The 15,854-nt window shown below is 70.0% G+C and carries 9 protein-coding genes; all 9 read left to right on the top strand.

Annotated elements, in window-relative coordinates; translation table 11 throughout:
• Positions 1–43: 43 nt before the first annotated feature.
• The 9 genes from H288_RS0127295 to H288_RS0127255 are packed head-to-tail and all read left to right on the top strand — an operon-like array spanning position 44 to position 15,779.
• The gene (locus H288_RS0127295; protein WP_020095749.1) at positions 44–1,765 is read left to right on the top strand and encodes a hypothetical protein; all 1,722 of its coding nucleotides are present in this window, start codon (positions 44–46) and stop codon (positions 1,763–1,765) included.
• Positions 1,765–3,012, top strand: coding sequence for a hypothetical protein (locus tag H288_RS0127290; protein WP_020095748.1), 1,248 nt, complete (start codon positions 1,765–1,767; stop codon positions 3,010–3,012). Before H288_RS0127295 ends, H288_RS0127290 begins: the two co-directional genes overlap by 1 nt.
• On the top strand, positions 3,009–3,461 hold the full coding sequence (locus tag H288_RS0127285) for a hypothetical protein (protein WP_158684252.1): 453 nt from the start codon (positions 3,009–3,011) through the stop codon (positions 3,459–3,461). The genes H288_RS0127290 and H288_RS0127285 overlap by 4 nt, the downstream gene beginning before the upstream one ends.
• The gene (locus H288_RS0127280; protein WP_020095746.1) at positions 3,458–3,655 is read left to right on the top strand and encodes a hypothetical protein; all 198 of its coding nucleotides are present in this window, start codon (positions 3,458–3,460) and stop codon (positions 3,653–3,655) included. Before H288_RS0127285 ends, H288_RS0127280 begins: the two co-directional genes overlap by 4 nt.
• A gap of 4 nt (positions 3,656–3,659) precedes the next feature.
• Positions 3,660–4,163, top strand: a complete 504-nt coding sequence (locus H288_RS33600) for a hypothetical protein (protein WP_020095745.1) — start codon at positions 3,660–3,662, stop codon at positions 4,161–4,163.
• Positions 4,129–5,277, top strand: a complete 1,149-nt coding sequence (locus H288_RS0127270; protein ID WP_020095744.1) for a hypothetical protein — start codon at positions 4,129–4,131, stop codon at positions 5,275–5,277. The genes H288_RS33600 and H288_RS0127270 overlap by 35 nt, the downstream gene beginning before the upstream one ends.
• Positions 5,278–5,281: 4 nt before the next feature.
• On the top strand, positions 5,282–8,527 hold the full coding sequence (locus H288_RS33595; RefSeq protein WP_020095743.1) for a transglycosylase SLT domain-containing protein: 3,246 nt from the start codon (positions 5,282–5,284) through the stop codon (positions 8,525–8,527).
• A complete protein-coding gene (locus tag H288_RS0127260) occupies positions 8,527–15,537 on the top strand; it encodes a PLxRFG domain-containing protein (protein ID WP_020665403.1) in 7,011 nt (2,336 codons plus the stop codon). Before H288_RS33595 ends, H288_RS0127260 begins: the two co-directional genes overlap by 1 nt.
• Positions 15,534–15,779: an HNH endonuclease gene (locus tag H288_RS0127255; protein ID WP_020095742.1), complete on the top strand. Its 246-nt coding sequence runs from the start codon at positions 15,534–15,536 to the stop codon at positions 15,777–15,779. Before H288_RS0127260 ends, H288_RS0127255 begins: the two co-directional genes overlap by 4 nt.
• Positions 15,780–15,854: the final 75 nt, after the last annotated feature.

Below are 15,854 nucleotides of genomic sequence, written 5' to 3'. Positions count from 1 at the left end.
CCCCGCCGGGTAACGACGAGCCCCTCTAGCACCCGAGGTCCCGGTGGCCGGGTTCAAGTTCAGCGACTTCGCCGCGATGTTCCCGATCCGCGACGTCCGGCGCCTGCCGGACAACGCGGCGACGGTCGCGCGCAACATGAACCCGGTCACCGGTGCCATCGAGGCGATCCGCGCACCGCGTCTGATCCAGGCCGTCAACGCAGGCACGAAGCGCGTCTTCCGCATACCCACCGGATCGCTCAACGACCTGTCGCCGGCGAGCTCGTATTGGTGGCAGTTCACCGACGGCGACACGGACGTGCTTCGCACTCCCATCGTGAACGACCAGTATGAGCGGTACTACTGGTGCTCGCCGTCCACGGGGCTGAGGTTCGCCTCCAAGGCCGACATCATCAATGGCAACTGGGCCGGCCAAGCGCTCGGCGTGCCGCGCCCGGCGTCAGCCCCCATCGTGTCGCCGATCACCGGCACCGGAGGCATCGACCCAGGATCCGGCAAGCCCACCGGCATGCAGACGGTGCGCAGCTATGTCACCACCTTCGTCAACGTCTACGGCGAGGAGGGACAGCCAAGCGACCCGTTCGAGGCCACCGGGTATAACGACCAGGATTGGCAGGTCGCCGGCATCGGCCAGCCGGTCAACAACGGCACCCAGCCCAATGTGGTGTCGATCCGCATTTACCGGACGGTCACGGGCAGCGGCGGCAACTCCGAGTTCTACCGCGTCGTCACCCTGCAGGTCGGCACGACGCTCTACACCGACCGCTTGAGCGACGCCCTCGTGTCGGGCAACCCCACGCTCGGCTCGAACGACTCCACGCCGCCGCCGGCCATGGACGGTATCGCCATGATGGCTGGCGGGATCATGGTCGGCTTCAAGGGCAACACGCTGTATTTCAGCGAGGCCTACAAGCCGCACGCTTGGCCGGTGGACTACGCTCTGACCGTGCAGCACCCTATCGTGGGGCTCGGCGTATTCGGCAACTCCTGCGTGGTCCTGACCACCGGGTTTCCGGCCGTGGTCTCGGGCACCCAGCCCGCCTACATGACGCTCAACTCGAGCGACATGGCCCTGCCGTGCCTGTCTCGGCACTCCATTGTCAGCACCCCGGACGGTGTGTTCTTCGCGAGCACCGACGGGCTTGTCGTGGTCGGGTCCTCCGGCATCAACCCGATCGCGGACTCGTTCATCGGTCGCGAGATCTGGCAGACGAACTACCAGCCGCAGACCATCGAGGCGACGCTACAGTACGGCCACTACTGCGCCATGCGGACGATGTCCGGCCAGCCCCTGGGCTTCATGGCCCCGGTGACCACCACCTACCAGATCACCAACCCGCTGCCGCAGTCGCAGACGGGGGTCACCGACATGGACGGTTACCCCGACTACCACGTCGGCATGGACAATTTTTCGGGCAAGTCCTGGCTCATTTCCGGCACGAGCCTCTACGAGTGGCTGCCGGCCGACACGGCGCACATGCAGATCACGTGGCGGTCCAAGGAGCTGCAGGTCAAGCGGCCGCTGAACTTGCCCTGCGCGATGTTGTTCTTCGACGCGGACGGCACGACGGCGCCCCAGCTTCAATTCAGGGTCTGGGCCGACCGGCGGCTCATCTATGACCAGCCGGTCGGCGGCCGGAATGCCCAGATGCTCAGGCTGCCCACCGGGTTCAAGGCCACGATCTGGCAGGTGGAGGTGCAGGGCTACGCGAAGGTCCACGAGATCCAGCTCGCGGCGAGTGTTGCCGACCTCAAGGGGATCTGATGCCCACGCTCCCCGACCTGACTGGCCACGTCAACGCCAACGTCAACCTGCCGACACAGTACCCGGCGATCCCGTCGCCGACGACCGATCCGGCCTCGATGCTGCTGACCCTGCAGCGGCTCAAGGAGTCGGTCGAGCTGTTGACCGGGCAGCGCACGCCCAAGCTCGCCTCGATGAACCAGGCGGTTCTGGAGCTGCGGTCTCAGACCGGCAATCTCTCCGCTACGATCCGGGAGGTCTACGAGGTCAACACGTCGCAGGGCGAGGCGCTCGCTCAGCGGACGCTGACCCTCGAAGCCGATATGGACGCCGCCGAGGCGCGCATCACCGAAGTCGACACCGCGCGCGTCACCGGCGACGAGGCGCTCGCCCGTCGCGCCGTGACCCTGGAAGCCGAGCTGGGTGACACGAACGCCCGGGTGCAGCAGGTCGATCAAGCCCGTGCCGATGGCGACAGCGCGCTCGCCTCCTCCTTGTCGACACTTCGTGCCAACCTCGACACGACGAACGCCTACGTCCGGGATTTCGATCAGGCTCGGGTGGACGGTGACAACGCGCTCGCTCAGCACCTCACCAACGTCGAAGCCACAGCCAACCAGGGCACCGCCTCCGGTGCGATCAGCCTCGTCGCCTCTGCCGGCATCGAGGGAGTTTCCGCGTCCTACAGCTGGAACATCGCGGCGACCGGCCAGCAGACCGGCATGCAGGCCACGGTCGACGGCAGCGGTGGAAGTATCACGTTTTTCGCCGACAAATTTAGGCTATATAAGCCCGGCCTCGGCACCATCCCCGTATTCGATTATTACCAGAACGGGTTTACCTTCAACGGTAACGTACAGATCAACGGTAATCTTGTCGTAACCGGAACAATCAACACCGGCCAGATCGCCGGAAACGCCGTTACACAAGTCGCGTCGTCAGGCGCTAATAGTGGAACCGCGGTAGCCATGAATTGCCGTGGTGGTTCCTATTACATACTGGCGGTGTACGACGGATCGGCCTCGCGCTTTGGTATCGGATCAGTCACGCCGGGACGGTTGTACCTATCGATCGATGGGACCGTGATCGGGTCCGTGGCGGTCGCCTATGAAGCGTCGGGCAACAACGACAACGTGTCAGTCGCCGTCCTGCCGACCCCCATAGCGCGCACCATCGGGCTTGCGGCGGGCATCCACACGTTCAGCGCGTACATCGACGGATCGCTCGCAGCCCCCGTCACTATCGTCGTCATGGAGCTGCTTCGGTGACAGAGACTTTGCCAGGCCCGACGATGATGCTCGGCGCCGTCGACGCGTGCCGGTACGATCCGACCACGGGCGAGATCGTGGGCGTCTACCATGTCGCCCAGGCCCAGGTCCTGACATGGATTGCCAACGGGGAGCCGGTCATCACCGGCAGCGGGTCGCTCGATAAGCACTGGGTCGATCTGCCCACCAAGGCATTGCGTGACAAGGACCCTTGTCCGGCCACGCTCGACGGGATGGTGCTGCGCGACCTCCCCGTACCATGCCACCTGCAGATCGGGATGGCGGTCGACACGCCGCGCGGTCCGGCTCTGCTGCACGACCCGGCCGGGCACTATGACTGCGACGACGGCACGGCTGAGCTCTCCTTCCCGAGCCCCGGCCGGTACATCGTCGAGGTGACATCGGTCGGCTTCCTCACCCAGCAGTTCGTTCTGGACGCCACGGCATGAAGATCGTCCACCAGACCCCGTACGCGGTCGCCCGCGCCGCCGCCTACCCGCCGCTCACCGAGCTGGCCGACGCGCTGGTCAAGCAGGCCGCCGGGGACGACACTCAGCTCAAGGCCTACGTCGCCAAGTGCGAGGCGGTGAAGGCCGCCCACCCGAAACCCGGGGTTACCCCGCCGGTAACCGACAAGGCGTGATCCGATGAGCTTCGTGGTCAGGGACCGGATCGTCATCAACGATCTGGAGCACGGGCGCGCGGTCGCCCGGCGGGCCGGCGCGATCTTCAACCCGGACGGCGACCAGGTGATCGCCCGGGTCCGGGACGACGAGCTGCTCGGCGGCATGGTCTACACCGCCCACGTGCCGGGAACGAGCATCGCCATTCACACGGCAGGGTTCGTCCGGGATTGGGCCAACCGTGACCTGATATGGGCTTCGTTTCACTATCCATTCGTACAACTTTCGGTGAAACGAGTATTTGGGCAGGTTCAAGCCAGCAATGCACGGGCACTTGAAGTGAACCGCAAGTTAGGATTTAAGGAAGTCGCGCGCATTCCTGGGGTCTTTTCTTGCGGGGATCTCGTCGTGGTGTCCATGCACCGGGACGAGTGTCGGTGGATCCATATCCGCCCCCGTGGACTGATCTCGAACCGGTCCGAGGTCGAACACGATGGGTGGCAAGAGCAAGGCGCCCCCGCCCCCTGATTATTCAGGCCTGATCGCGGCCCAGCAGCAGGCCGCCCAGCAGCAGTTCCAGCTCGGCCAGCAGCAGCTCGAATGGGCCAAGCAGCAGGACGCGATGAACCGCGCGACGTCGCAGCGCGTCGTCGATGCCGCCCTCACCCAGCAGACTGCCAACGATCAGGCGGCCCAGGAGGACCGGGCCCGCTACACCAGCACCTTCCAGCCGCTCGAAGACGATCTGGTCAAGGACGCCAAGAGCTACGACAGCGACGCGCGCAGGGACCTCAACGCCGGCCGTGCCATGGCCAATGTGTCCCAGCAGTTCCAGCAGGCCCGCGACAACGCGATGGCCAATCTGGAGAGCTACGGGATCGACCCGTCGCAGACCCGCTACGCCGCCCTCGATCTGGAGACGCGCACCCAGGAGGCGGCCGCGCGTGCCTCTGCCGGCAACCAGTCCTACCTGCAGGATGACGCTACGGCGCGGCAGCTGCGCGCGGACGCGATCAACGTCGGCAAGGGCTACCCGAGCCAGGTCGCCCAGGCCTACGGCACCTCGCAGAACGCCGGCAATCAGGCGGTCAACTCGACGCTCGCCACGACCGCGTCGGGCGCGTCCACGATGGGCACCAACGTCCAGTACCAGGGGCTCGGCAACCAGTCCCTGTCCGCCGAGAGCAGCACGATGCTGGGCGCGGACCGTAACAACATCTCCCGCACCCAGGTGAACAACCAGGCCTCCTCCGGCCTCGGCTCCGTGCTGGGCATGGCCACCGGGCTGGCCACCTCCCCGCTCTCGGGCTCGAGCCTGCTCGGCCGCGCCTTCGCCTTTGAGGAGGGCGGCCCCGTCCCCGGCCGAACCGCGCTGCCCGAGGACGACATGATGGGCGGGACGCCGGTGCCGGCCGAGGCCTCGCCGTCGCAGGGTGCCATCACCGACGACGTGCCGGCCCGGCTCAACGCCGGCGAGTTCGTCGTGCCGCGCGACGTGGTGTCGTTCAAGGGCGAGGAGTTCTTCCAGAAGCTCATCGCCTCGACGCGCAAGCAGGAGCAGAGCCCCGGCAACGCCCGGCCGCGCACCGCCGCCATTCCCGCGGAGGCCCCGGCCATCCGCACAGCCTTACCGATGGGGTAACCGGGTGTCGTTCTCTCAGGAAATCAGGGACTTCATCGGTGCGTTCAAGGTCACGCACGACACGATGAAGGAGAGCCTGGCGGAGCGTCGCGCCCGCGAGGAAGACGAGGACCGGGCCAACATCCGCGCCGCGGCTGACACCGCCGAGGGTGCGGTCGGCGGCTACCCCGGCGCCGCGTCCACCGCGCAGCCGGGCTCGCGCGGCTACGGGGCCGGCACCGGCTCGGCGCGGATGCGTCAGGCGGTCGACGACGGTGGCGACGGCACGGTGCGCAACGCCTCCCTGCAGGAGAAGGCCGACCGCTCGATCCCGGCATTCGCCGCCCAGGCCGGCACCCAGTACGGGATCTCGCCCAGCTACATGAAGACCACCGCCATGGTGGAGAGCCAGGCCAACCCGAACGCCGTGTCGTCTACCGGCGCCGACGGCCCGTACCAGTTCACCCGCGGCACGGCCCAGCGCATGGGCCTCCAGAACCCGCGCGACTGGCGCCAGTCGTCGGCCGCCGCCGCCAAGCTCGCTGCCGAGAACCGCGACCAGATCGAGGCCGCGATCGGCCGGCCCGTGTCGGACGAGGAGATGTATCTCGGCCACAACCAGGGAGCCGCCGGCGCCACGGCCCTGCTGCGCGATCCGAACGCCAACGCCGCCCAGGCCCTGGCGCGCGCCTACAAGGGCGACGTCAACAAGGCGGCCCACGCCCTCCGGGTCAACGGCGTGAACCCGGGCTGGACGGCCGGACAGGCGGTCAAGACGCTCACGGGCAAGTACCGGAAGAACAAGGTCGCCCAGGCGCTGCCCGCGGACGATGATAGCGCGCCCGAGACCGGCGAGATGCCCACCCAGATGGCGGCCGATGGCGGCCGGGTGCGTGGCCCCGACGAGATCGAGGAGGTGCAGACGCAGGGCCCGGACGTGCGCGCCCGCATGCGCCGGCCGGCCGACGCGCCGTGGATGTCCCGGCAGGTGCCCGAGGTCGCGCCCCAGGGTTCGACCGTGTCCGCCGAGACGGTGCCGTCGGACGACGAGGCCAACGAGGTCACCCCGGCCCGCATGGCGATCCCCGAGGTGGACACCCAGGCCCCGGTCGCCGTCCACGCCGAGGGGCCGGACGGAACGCAGCGTGCCCGCAGCGCCGATACCGTCGCCGCCCCGGCGCCGCCGGCCCGTCCGTCGGCCGAGGACCTGCAGGCCCCCGCACCCGCGCGCCCACATGCCTCCGCGCCTACACGCCGACAGGCCGGCGCGCCCGTTACCCAGCCCGGTAACCGCCCCGACAGCGGCGCGGCGCTGCCCGGCGAGGGCATGCAGCCCGGCGATGACGCCCCCGACGGCGCCCAGCCGCGCGCGACCGCGCTCCACCAGAACCGGGAGCTGACCGCCCAGGCCTCCAAGGGCGCGCTCGACTACATCAGCGAGATGTTGGGCGTGAACCGGGCGGCGCTCCCCGGCGAGGTCCCTCAGACCACCGGCTCCCTGCGCCAGCTGACCCGGAATGCCGCCACGCCGGCGGAGGTCGCGGAGGTGGACCGCACGGTCGACCCGCGCGGCGAGATGAACGACGCCGCCCGCGCGGTGGCGCGCCTCAACGCCGGCTACGACTACTACCTGAAGAAGGGCGAGCCGGAGAAGGCGCTGAAATACGCCGCCTCGATGGTGCTCTACGCCCGCTCGCACTCGATGATGGCCGGCCAGATGGCCCAGGAGGCCCTGCGCCACGGCAACGTCCGCGGTGCGGCCCAGGCGATCACCGAGGCCCACAACCAGCTCCCCGACGGTAGTGCTCTGCAGGTGCAGAGCGTGGACCGCGGCGGGGTGAGCTACGCGGTGGTCGACACCGACGGCAACCTGACCAGCGAGGGCCGGGCCAACCTCGACGAGATGATGCACCTCGCCACCGGCATGTCGAACGGCTCGGTCTGGCTGCAGCAGATGGGTGAGCTGACCCGCGTGCTGCCCAAGGCGCCGTCGCAGTCCCAGCAGCTGCGCGAGCGCATGTACGCGGACAAGCAGGCCAAGGCCGAGGCGCAGGAGGCGGCGCGCAACGACTTCGACGACGCGGCGACCCCGGAGAGCGACGAGTTCCTGGGCTCGCTCAACCCGCAGCAGCGGCAGGCCTACGCGGCGATGGACGCCCGCGGGAAGGGCCGGGCCCGGCGCGAGTGGTCGAACGAGCAGAAGCGCAAGCTCACCGAGGCCAAGGCCGAGAGCGCGGCCATGGGCAAGGAGAAGGCCGCCCAGGACGAGCAGGAGTTCTCGGCCTACGCCAACCAGATGGACGCGGCCCAGCACGAGCTCGACGCCCTCGACCCGAACGACGTGCAGAACACCGCGGCGATCGAGGCGGCCAAGGCCAAGGTGCAGGAGGCGCGCGACGCCGCGCTGAAATGGTCCGAGGCCGACCCGGGCCGGGCGAGGTTCGGCAACCAGCTCCGCGGCGGCCGGCTCGGCGCCGGCGGGGCACGCCAGGGCGCCGGCTCGCGCCAGGCCGTACCCGACAGCCCGATTTACGGCTCGCCGCCGCGTGGCGCGACCAAGGAGCAGAAGGACGACGCGCAGCTCGACGCCGAGGTCCGGCAGGGGCGCAACGACATGATGCGCGATGGGCTGGTGAAGCCCGGCGCGGTGCAGAAGTTCGACCTGACCCGGGCCGACGTCGAGTTCCGGCGCCGCTACGGCAAGGAGGCCGACCTCGAGGTCCAGAAGGCGGTCGACGAGACGCTGCCCAAGGAGATGACCGGCCAGGACCGGTTCGCCATGCGCCACGTGGCCGAGCAGATCGCCGGCGCCAACGGCATGATGCCCGACGAGGCGATCAACGTCGCCAACGAGGCGCTCGCCGCCGGCGGCCAGTTCACGGTTACCCAGGACGGTAAGGTCCAGTTCGGCTCGGCCCCGCCGGTGTTCCTGGGCCGGTCCGGCCTGCTGGCGCTCGCCGGTATCGTCGGGCGGCGCCAGCCGCAGCAGCCCATGAAGTCGGCCGCCAACCCGATGCAGCGCCCGAGCCCGGCGCGCGAGCGCATGGCCGCCGAGGACTCGGCCGGTGCCGCCCGCACGGCGATCCGCCTGCACGAGGACGACGGGCAGCGCCGGGCGGCCCAGCGCGCCGACCGCCGGAAGAACCTGGGCGCGGATTACCGCGACTGGATGAGCGACGAAGACGAGGCCCAGGCCCTGAAGGACCGCGGCGAGGAGGGGGTGCGCGAGGCGCGCAAGTCCTACCGCGGCCAGGCCATCGAGGAGCGGTGATGCCCGAGCAGTACAACCTCCTCGACCTGCTGGATCACGACCCCCGCCACGCCGAGCCCATGGAGCGCCAGGAGGCGTCCAAGAAGGAGGCCACCTGGGGCGACTACGGCCGGGCGCTGGCCTCCGGCGCCGCCGGCTTCGTGGGGTCGATCGGCGGCATGGCCGAATACGCCCAGGAGCAGCTCGGTGCCGACCCGTCGCTGACCAATGCCGGCGCGGTCCGGCAGTGGGGCCAGGACGCCGCCAAGGGCCAGATCGAGGCGATGACGCCCGGTGCGCAGCGGTCGATCCAGGCCGGCGTGCTCCCGGGCGGCGATGGCCCGAACCTGTGGGACGGCGACACCGATCGCTCGTCGGCCATCGGCCTCAAGATCGCCTCCTCCCTGCCGGGCACCATCGCGTCGCTCCTGCCGGGCGGCATCGTGGCGGGTGCGGTGCGCGGGGCCGCCGGTGCGGCCGCCGGCATGGCGGCGTCGGGTGCCGTGTCGGGCGCGCAGATGGGCGGCGACGTCTACAACGGCATCGTCGACGGCATCCAGGGTGCCAAGGACGACCAGCTCCAGAAGGACAGCGAGATCTACCGCGGCCTGCGCGGCATGGGCATGTCCGAGGCCGACGCCAAGCACGCCCTCATCTCCGAGGTCGCCGGATACAAGCCCGTCATCATGGGCGCGATCGGCGCGGCCTCCGAGCAGCTCGGCGCCGGCGCGGCGGTGGCGAACCGGGCCGCCGGCGTCGCCTCGCACGGTGTCTGGGCCGGGGCCAAGCACGGCGCCCTCGAGGAGGCCGGCACCGAGGCCTTCCAGAACGCTACCCAGGAGGCGCTCACCCAGGGCGCCATGATGGAGGGCGGGGCCCAGCAGTCGTTCGACTGGCGCCACGCGGCCGATCAGGTCGCCGAGGGTGCGCTCGTCGGCGGCATCATGGGCGGTGCGGTGGGCGGAGCTACCGGCGTCGGTAACCGGGCCGGCGGCCGCGTCACCCACGTGGATCAGGACAGCGCCGGACCGGCCGAGGCGGCGGCAATCACCGCGGCGGCACCGGTGGATGCGGCCCAGGTCGCTCCCGATCCCGCCGCCCTGGACGCCACCGGCGCCCCGGCCGTGCCCACGCTCGGCGGCGAGCCGGTGGCGGATCTGACCGCGCGGGCCAAGCGCGTGTCCAAGAAGCGTTCGGCTGTCACCAAGGTCGACGGCGTCGCCCCGGCCGAAGCCGCCGCGATCGTGACAGCCGACCAGAGTCAGGGTAATCCCGACAGGAACCCCTCAGAGGGGCTCGCTGTTTCCGGTTTGTCCCCTTCGCCGGTCACCCAGGAGCCGGTCGGGGCTACGCCGCCGGCTGCGGATCCACTAACTGTGCAGCCGGCGGCCCAGGCCCTTGAGGGCTCCCAGGCTCCAGTCGAACCCGCCCCGGCGGCGCAAGTTCCCCCCACCCTACCGACGAGTGTAACATCTCAGGTTGGTGGTCCGGCCGAGCTTGCTCCGACACCCGTCGCTGCCCCGGTCGCCGCACCGTCCGAGGGTGTTACCGCCGAGGTAACCCCGGAGCCTGCCGTCGCGACGGCGCCCCCGCAAGTCGCCACACCCGCGAGCCTGCCTGCCGACGTGCCTACAGGTGGTGAGGTCGACGCGCCCACAGGCCCGCGTGTGCTCAAGTCCCAGGACGAGCGCAGCGTCGAGGCCGAGAAGGCCTGGGAGGTCCAGAACCGGCAGGTGGACCGGGAGAACCTCAAGGCCAAGGGTGTCGCGCTCGCCAAGGACGGCGCCCGCACCCGCGACTGGAAGCTGCTGCGCCCCGACGTGCTGGAGGCGGAGAAGACCGCCAAGCCGTTCAAGCGCCGCGCCGAGAAGGCGATCGCCGAGGCCGGCGAGGCCGCACCGAGCTACTACCACGAGGGCGTGGGCGCGAAGGGCGAGGCCCTGGCCGCCGCCCGGCAGGCTGAACTCAAGGCTGCCCTGGAGCAGCACGTCGCGCGCTCGGCCAAGGCCGAGAAGGCGGTCGCGTCCGCCGACACCGCGGTCAACGACACGGTCACGGGCTCCGTCCAGACCCGCCGCCAGGCCGAGCGCCTGGAGCGTGCGGCCGCCGGCGCCGAACAGAACGAGAAGGCGCGCCAGGCCATCCAGAGCCTGCCGCCGAACGAGAAGCTGGAGCAGGGTGTCACCAAGGCCGACCCGGCAGCGAAGCGCGCACTGAAGGAGCGGCTCGGCGCCATCCTGTTCCAGGCCAAGGATGCGGGCGTCGAGATCCCGGCCAAGGTCGAGCGCACCACCCCGCCCTACGTGCGCGAGCTGCACCGGATCCGTCAGGTCCACGAGCTGCTGGAGCAGAACAAGCTCCGGCCCAAGCAGGCGGCCGACTTCCTCACCGACCACTACCTCGCGGTCGCCGGCGACACGAAGCTGTCCCGCGCCGTGCGCGAGCAGGAGGCAGACGAGGCGAGCCGACGCGGCCCGACGAGCGAGGAGGCGGCCGCCGGCGCCCGGGAGGGCACGGGCGACGTCGATGCCGGCCCGCGCCAACACGCCGCCGAGGCGCCGTCCACCGCCGACATCGAGATCGCGCACGAGGGCGAGGACCACGGCACGCTGGAGGATGACGGTCCGGTCGAGGCGCGCGAGCGGCCGAAGGTCGAGGTCGACGTCAAGGAGGCGGTGGTCGCCGGCATGAACAAGGCCGGGACCTTCGCGGTCGCGACCTCGAAGCGCCGGTCCGTTACCCCGCCGGGTAAGAGCCTGGGTGCCGCCCTCAAGGCGGTCAACCGCAACCCGACACCCGCCCAGGCCGTCGCCGGCAACTACGCCAAGGGTACGGCCGAGGTCGCGGGCCTAAAGGTCACGATCGAGAACCCCAAGGGCTCCGTGCGCCGCGGCGTGGACGCGGATGGCAAGCCCTGGGAGACCAAGATGCCCGCCCATTACGGGGACGTGAAGGGCTCGAAGGGTGCCGACGGCGACCCCATCGACGTCTACCTCGCCCCCGGCGCCACCACGAAGGCGGACCCCAAGGTGTTCGTGGTCGATCAGGTCGACCCGAAGACCGGCCAATTCGACGAGCACAAGGCCGTGGTCGGGGCCAAGGATGAGGCCGCGGCGCGCTCGATCTACGAGAAGGGCTTCTCCGACGGCTCGGGCAAGGCGCGGATCGGCGGCGTCACCGAGATGTCGGCGGCCGAGTTCCGCGACTTCGTGAAGGAGCCGCAGACCCGCCCGGCCGCCATGCTCTCCGACGACCGCGCCCACGCGCTGATCGAGGCCGAGCTGCTCGCCGGCCTGGAGGAGGATGCCGGCGAGGGGCCGTTGGTAACCTCCTACGGCCAGACCGTGCCGAGCCGGGAGACCCGCACCCTCGACGCCATGCTCAAGAGCAACGGCTTCGACGGCTTGACCGGCATCAACCGGGTGATGAGCCCGTTCATCGCCAAGCGCCTGCGCGAGATGGTCGGCAGCGTGCCGGTGCACATCGTGGCCAAGGGCGACATGGCCCGGCTCACCAAGCGCCTGATCCGCGACGGCCACCTCGCCGACGTGCCGCTCGGCTACTACGACCCGATGCAGCACCAGATCCTGCTGCGCGAGGACGCGACCACGACCCAGGCGGCGCGCAACCACCTGCTCCTGCACGAGGCCACCCACGCGGCGTTCCTGGGCACGATCGACGCCAACCCGGAGCTGCACACGCTGCTCGACCAGATGCGCGAGCACATGCAGCAGGCGATGCCCGAGCGGTATCGCGGGCTCTACGGCTTCACGAACGCCCACGAGTTCGTCTCGGAGATGTTCTCGAACAAGGACCTCCAGCAGCTCGCCACCCGCGTGCCGACCCCGCCCGAGATGGCCCAGGCCGTCGACGGCTCAATGGGCCGGCCCTCGACCCTGTGGGGCATGTTCATCGCCATGGTGCGCCGCTTCCTCGGTGTGCCCCGCGGCGCGGAGACGATGCTGGAGTCGATGATCCGGGTCGGCGAGGGCATGGTGAACATGCGCCAGGAGGGCATGCGCGCGCTCGATTTCGGGCCGGCCTTCCTGCAGGCTCAGGGCGTGCGCGACGCGGTTACCGACCGGGTAGCCGCCACCACCCCGGAGGCGCGCCGCCTCGCGCTCAAGGTGTCGACCCTCGACCAGATCCGCCAGGGCTACCGGGACCTGTTCCCGCACGCCGACGGCTCGCACCTCGACACGGTGGTGGAGAACGTCCAGCGCATCGGCCCGATGGTCGAGCACATGCAGCGCAAGGGCGAGGACTTCTCCCGTCGCTTCGTCGAGCTGACCCGCAAGTCCCCCCAGGTCGCGCATGATAGCGCCACGCTGCGCATGGACGTGACCATGGCGGGGGTGAACCTCATCAACGGCCCGGCCGGGATCAAGGAGCTGCTCGCGGCCAACGCGCACCTGGGCAAGGACAAGGTCGGCGGCTGGCAGGCCAAGGCCGGCCTCCAGCGGCTGCAGGAGCGGTTCCTGCGCCTGCCGGCGTCGGTGCGCGCCGACATGATCGAGGAGAGCCGCTGGTACGGGGAGATGCAGGACAAGATCGCCGCGGCGGTGACCGAGAACGTGCTCGACACCGTGGCCGATCTCGACCCGGCCCGGCGCCAGGATCTGACGGCCAAGACCATGGCCGGCACGCTCAAGGAGGATGAGGACCGCGACGCCGTCGGCACCACCGTCTTCAACGCCCTGAAGTCCGCGCGCGAGCTGCGCAAGAACGAGGGCATGTACTTCCCCCTCATGCGCCACGGCGACCACATCGTCATCACGCGCGACCACGTGCAGGTGCCCGCCGGCGCCCGGGAGATCGAGCCCGGTGTCGTCGAGTTCGGCAAGCCGGGCGACCGGGAGAAGGATGTGCGCCGGGCCGCCAAGGCCTTCGCCGAGCAGACCCCGCTCAAGGTCCTGTCCGTGGTGCCGGTCTACAAGGACCCCACCACCGGCGAGCGCCTGTCGAAGGTCGATGCCACCAACCTGCCGAGCCACGACGTTACCTACCGGGTAATCGTCCAGCACCGCGGCGCGCACTTCTTCGACACGGCGAGCGAGGCGCAGGCCTTCCGACGGGAGTCGGGCACGCAGTACCGTGAGATGTCGGAGGTGCTGGACAAGGACCAGTTCGCCGGCCGCTCGGACCTCACCGGCTCACAGCTGTCCTCGCTCATCAACTCGGTCCGCTCGCGCACCGACGTCGCCGAGGGCACGCGCAAGCTCCTCGAGGGGATGGTCTATCAGGCCGCCACCCGGATGATGTCGGGCAACCGGATCCAGCACCGCTCGCTCCCCCGTCGTATGGTGCAGGGCGCCTCGAAGGACTACGCCCGCAACACCCTGGCCTACGCACAGTCGGCGTCGAGCTACCTGGGCAAGCTCACCTACATGCCGGCGGTGCGGGACGCGCTCCAGGCGATGCGCAAGCACACCACCGACCACAACCTGGAGAAGGGCGCCTCCGCCCGGCAGCAGGTCCTCCACGAGGTGCAGCGCCGCGTCGACGGCAACGTGACGAACCTGGCGCAGCCGTCCCGGGCGATGCAGCACCTGCTGTCGGTCTCGTACCTGTCCAAGCTGTTCAGCCCGGCCCACAGCCTCATCAACGCCACCCAGCCGTGGATGGTGACCTACCCGGTGCTCGCCGGCCGCCACGGGGCCGCGCAGACGATCGCGCACATCTCCCGGGCCTACCGGGCGACCGGCGCGCACGTGACGCTCGGCCAGGGCCTGCGCAACACCAAGGAGGCGGTGAAGGGCTGGCGGGATGCTGGGATCGACACGTCGGATGTCGTTGGCTCGATCCGGCGGAACCTCCTCAAGGAGCAGGACGGTGCGGGGCTGGTGAAGGCCCTGGACCTCCTGCAGGAGCGGGGCGCGCTGGACGACCAGTCGAGCTTCGAGATCGGGCGCGTGATCGCCCAGGGCCAGGGCCGGTTCGGCCACGTCATCGCCAAGACCGACCGCATCGCTCGGCAGCTGCCCGGCGCGGTCGAGGCGATCAACCGCTCGGTCACGATGGTCGCCGCCTACCGGCTCGCCCGGGACGGGGGCAAGTCCGAGGCCCAGGCCGCCCAGTATGCCTTCGACGCGGTGATGAACACGCAGGGCGACTACTCGAACACGAACGCCGCCCCGTTCTTCAACCACCCGCTGCTGCGGCCCATGCTCCAGTTCAAGAAGTACGCGCAGATGATGACGTACCTCTGGGGGGACATGGCGCACCGGGCGTTCGGCCGGGAGACCTCGCGCGAGGAGCGCTGGGTCGCGCTCAAGCAGCTCGGCAACCTCGCGGCCGTGCAGGTGGCCGCCGCCGGCGCGCTGTCCCTGCCGGGCCTGGAGATCGTCAAGGCCTTCGCCATGGGCGCGGCGATGCTCGGGATCGGCGGCGGCTACGACGACATCGAGCGCAAGCTGCGGCGCACCGCCGACGAGAGCCTGGGCAAGACGTGGTCCGAGCTCGTTACCCGCGGGGTAATTTCCCGGGCGCTGGGCGTGGACCTGTCGAGCCGCGTGTCGCTCGCCGACATGTGGCTGGGGATGGGCGAGCCGGAGAAGTACGACCGCCAGGGCATCGCCGCCTATGCCGGCCTGCAGCTGTTCGGCGCGCCGCTCACCTACCTGCTGCTCGATGTGCCCGGCGGCATTCAGGACCTGGCCAAGGGCGACATCGCGGCCGCGGCCGGCAAGGCGATGCCGATCAAGATGGCCGCCGACATCGGGCGCGCCTGGAAGAACGGGCCGGACGGCCAGCCGCTCGGCCCCGTCGAGAAGGCCTCGACCGTGTTCGGCATCAAGCCGGCGCGGATCGCCAACCTCCAGCAGGAGAAGGCGGACAGCATCGCCGACCACCGGGCGAAGCAAGACGCCCGGCACGATCTGGTGCGCGCCTACCAGCGGGCCAGTACGCCGGGCGAGCGGATCCGCATCACGGCCAAGATACGCGACTACAACAAGACCGTCGGGCTGCGGGAGCGGATCTTCCCGAAGTCCCTCGACAGGCACCGCCCCACCACCGGAGCAGCACAGTGACCAACCGAACCCCCGCCCAGCTCAAGCAGCACTACCGGGACTACCAGGGCACGCCCGAGCAGATCGCCAAGCGGTCGGCGCGCAACAAGGCGCGGCGCGAGATGGAGAAGAAGCTCGGCAAGGCGGCGATCAAGGGCAAGGACATCGACCACATCAAGCCGATCCGGGACGGCGGGGCGCGCACGAAGATGAGCAACCTGCGGGTGCGGTCGGTACACGCCAACCGGGGCGATACCCGCTGAGACCCTTGCCAAATCAGGTCGAAACCCGATAGCCGTCCGCTTGTAGGCACGCCATCACGCCTACAAGCGGGCGTG

It is taken from the genome of Methylobacterium sp. 285MFTsu5.1 (assembly GCF_000383455.1).
Taxonomy (GTDB): Bacteria; Pseudomonadota; Alphaproteobacteria; order Rhizobiales; family Beijerinckiaceae; genus Methylobacterium.
Note: the sequence above shows the minus strand (reverse complement) of the source record. Positions and strands in the feature narration are given on the sequence as shown.

Bases quoted from the DNA above. Each gene is read 5' to 3' on its own strand.
- H288_RS0127280 (WP_020095746.1), top strand. From the start codon at position 3,458: ATGAAGATCGTCCACCAGACCCCGTACGCGGTCGCCCGCGCCGCCGCC.
- H288_RS0127260 (WP_020665403.1), top strand. From the start codon at position 8,527: ATGCCCGAGCAGTACAACCTCCTCGACCTGCTGGATCACGACCCCCGC.
- H288_RS33600 (WP_020095745.1), top strand. From the start codon at position 3,660: ATGAGCTTCGTGGTCAGGGACCGGATCGTCATCAACGATCTGGAGCAC.
- H288_RS0127290 (WP_020095748.1), top strand. From the start codon at position 1,765: ATGCCCACGCTCCCCGACCTGACTGGCCACGTCAACGCCAACGTCAAC.
- H288_RS0127270 (WP_020095744.1), top strand. From the start codon at position 4,129: ATGGGTGGCAAGAGCAAGGCGCCCCCGCCCCCTGATTATTCAGGCCTG.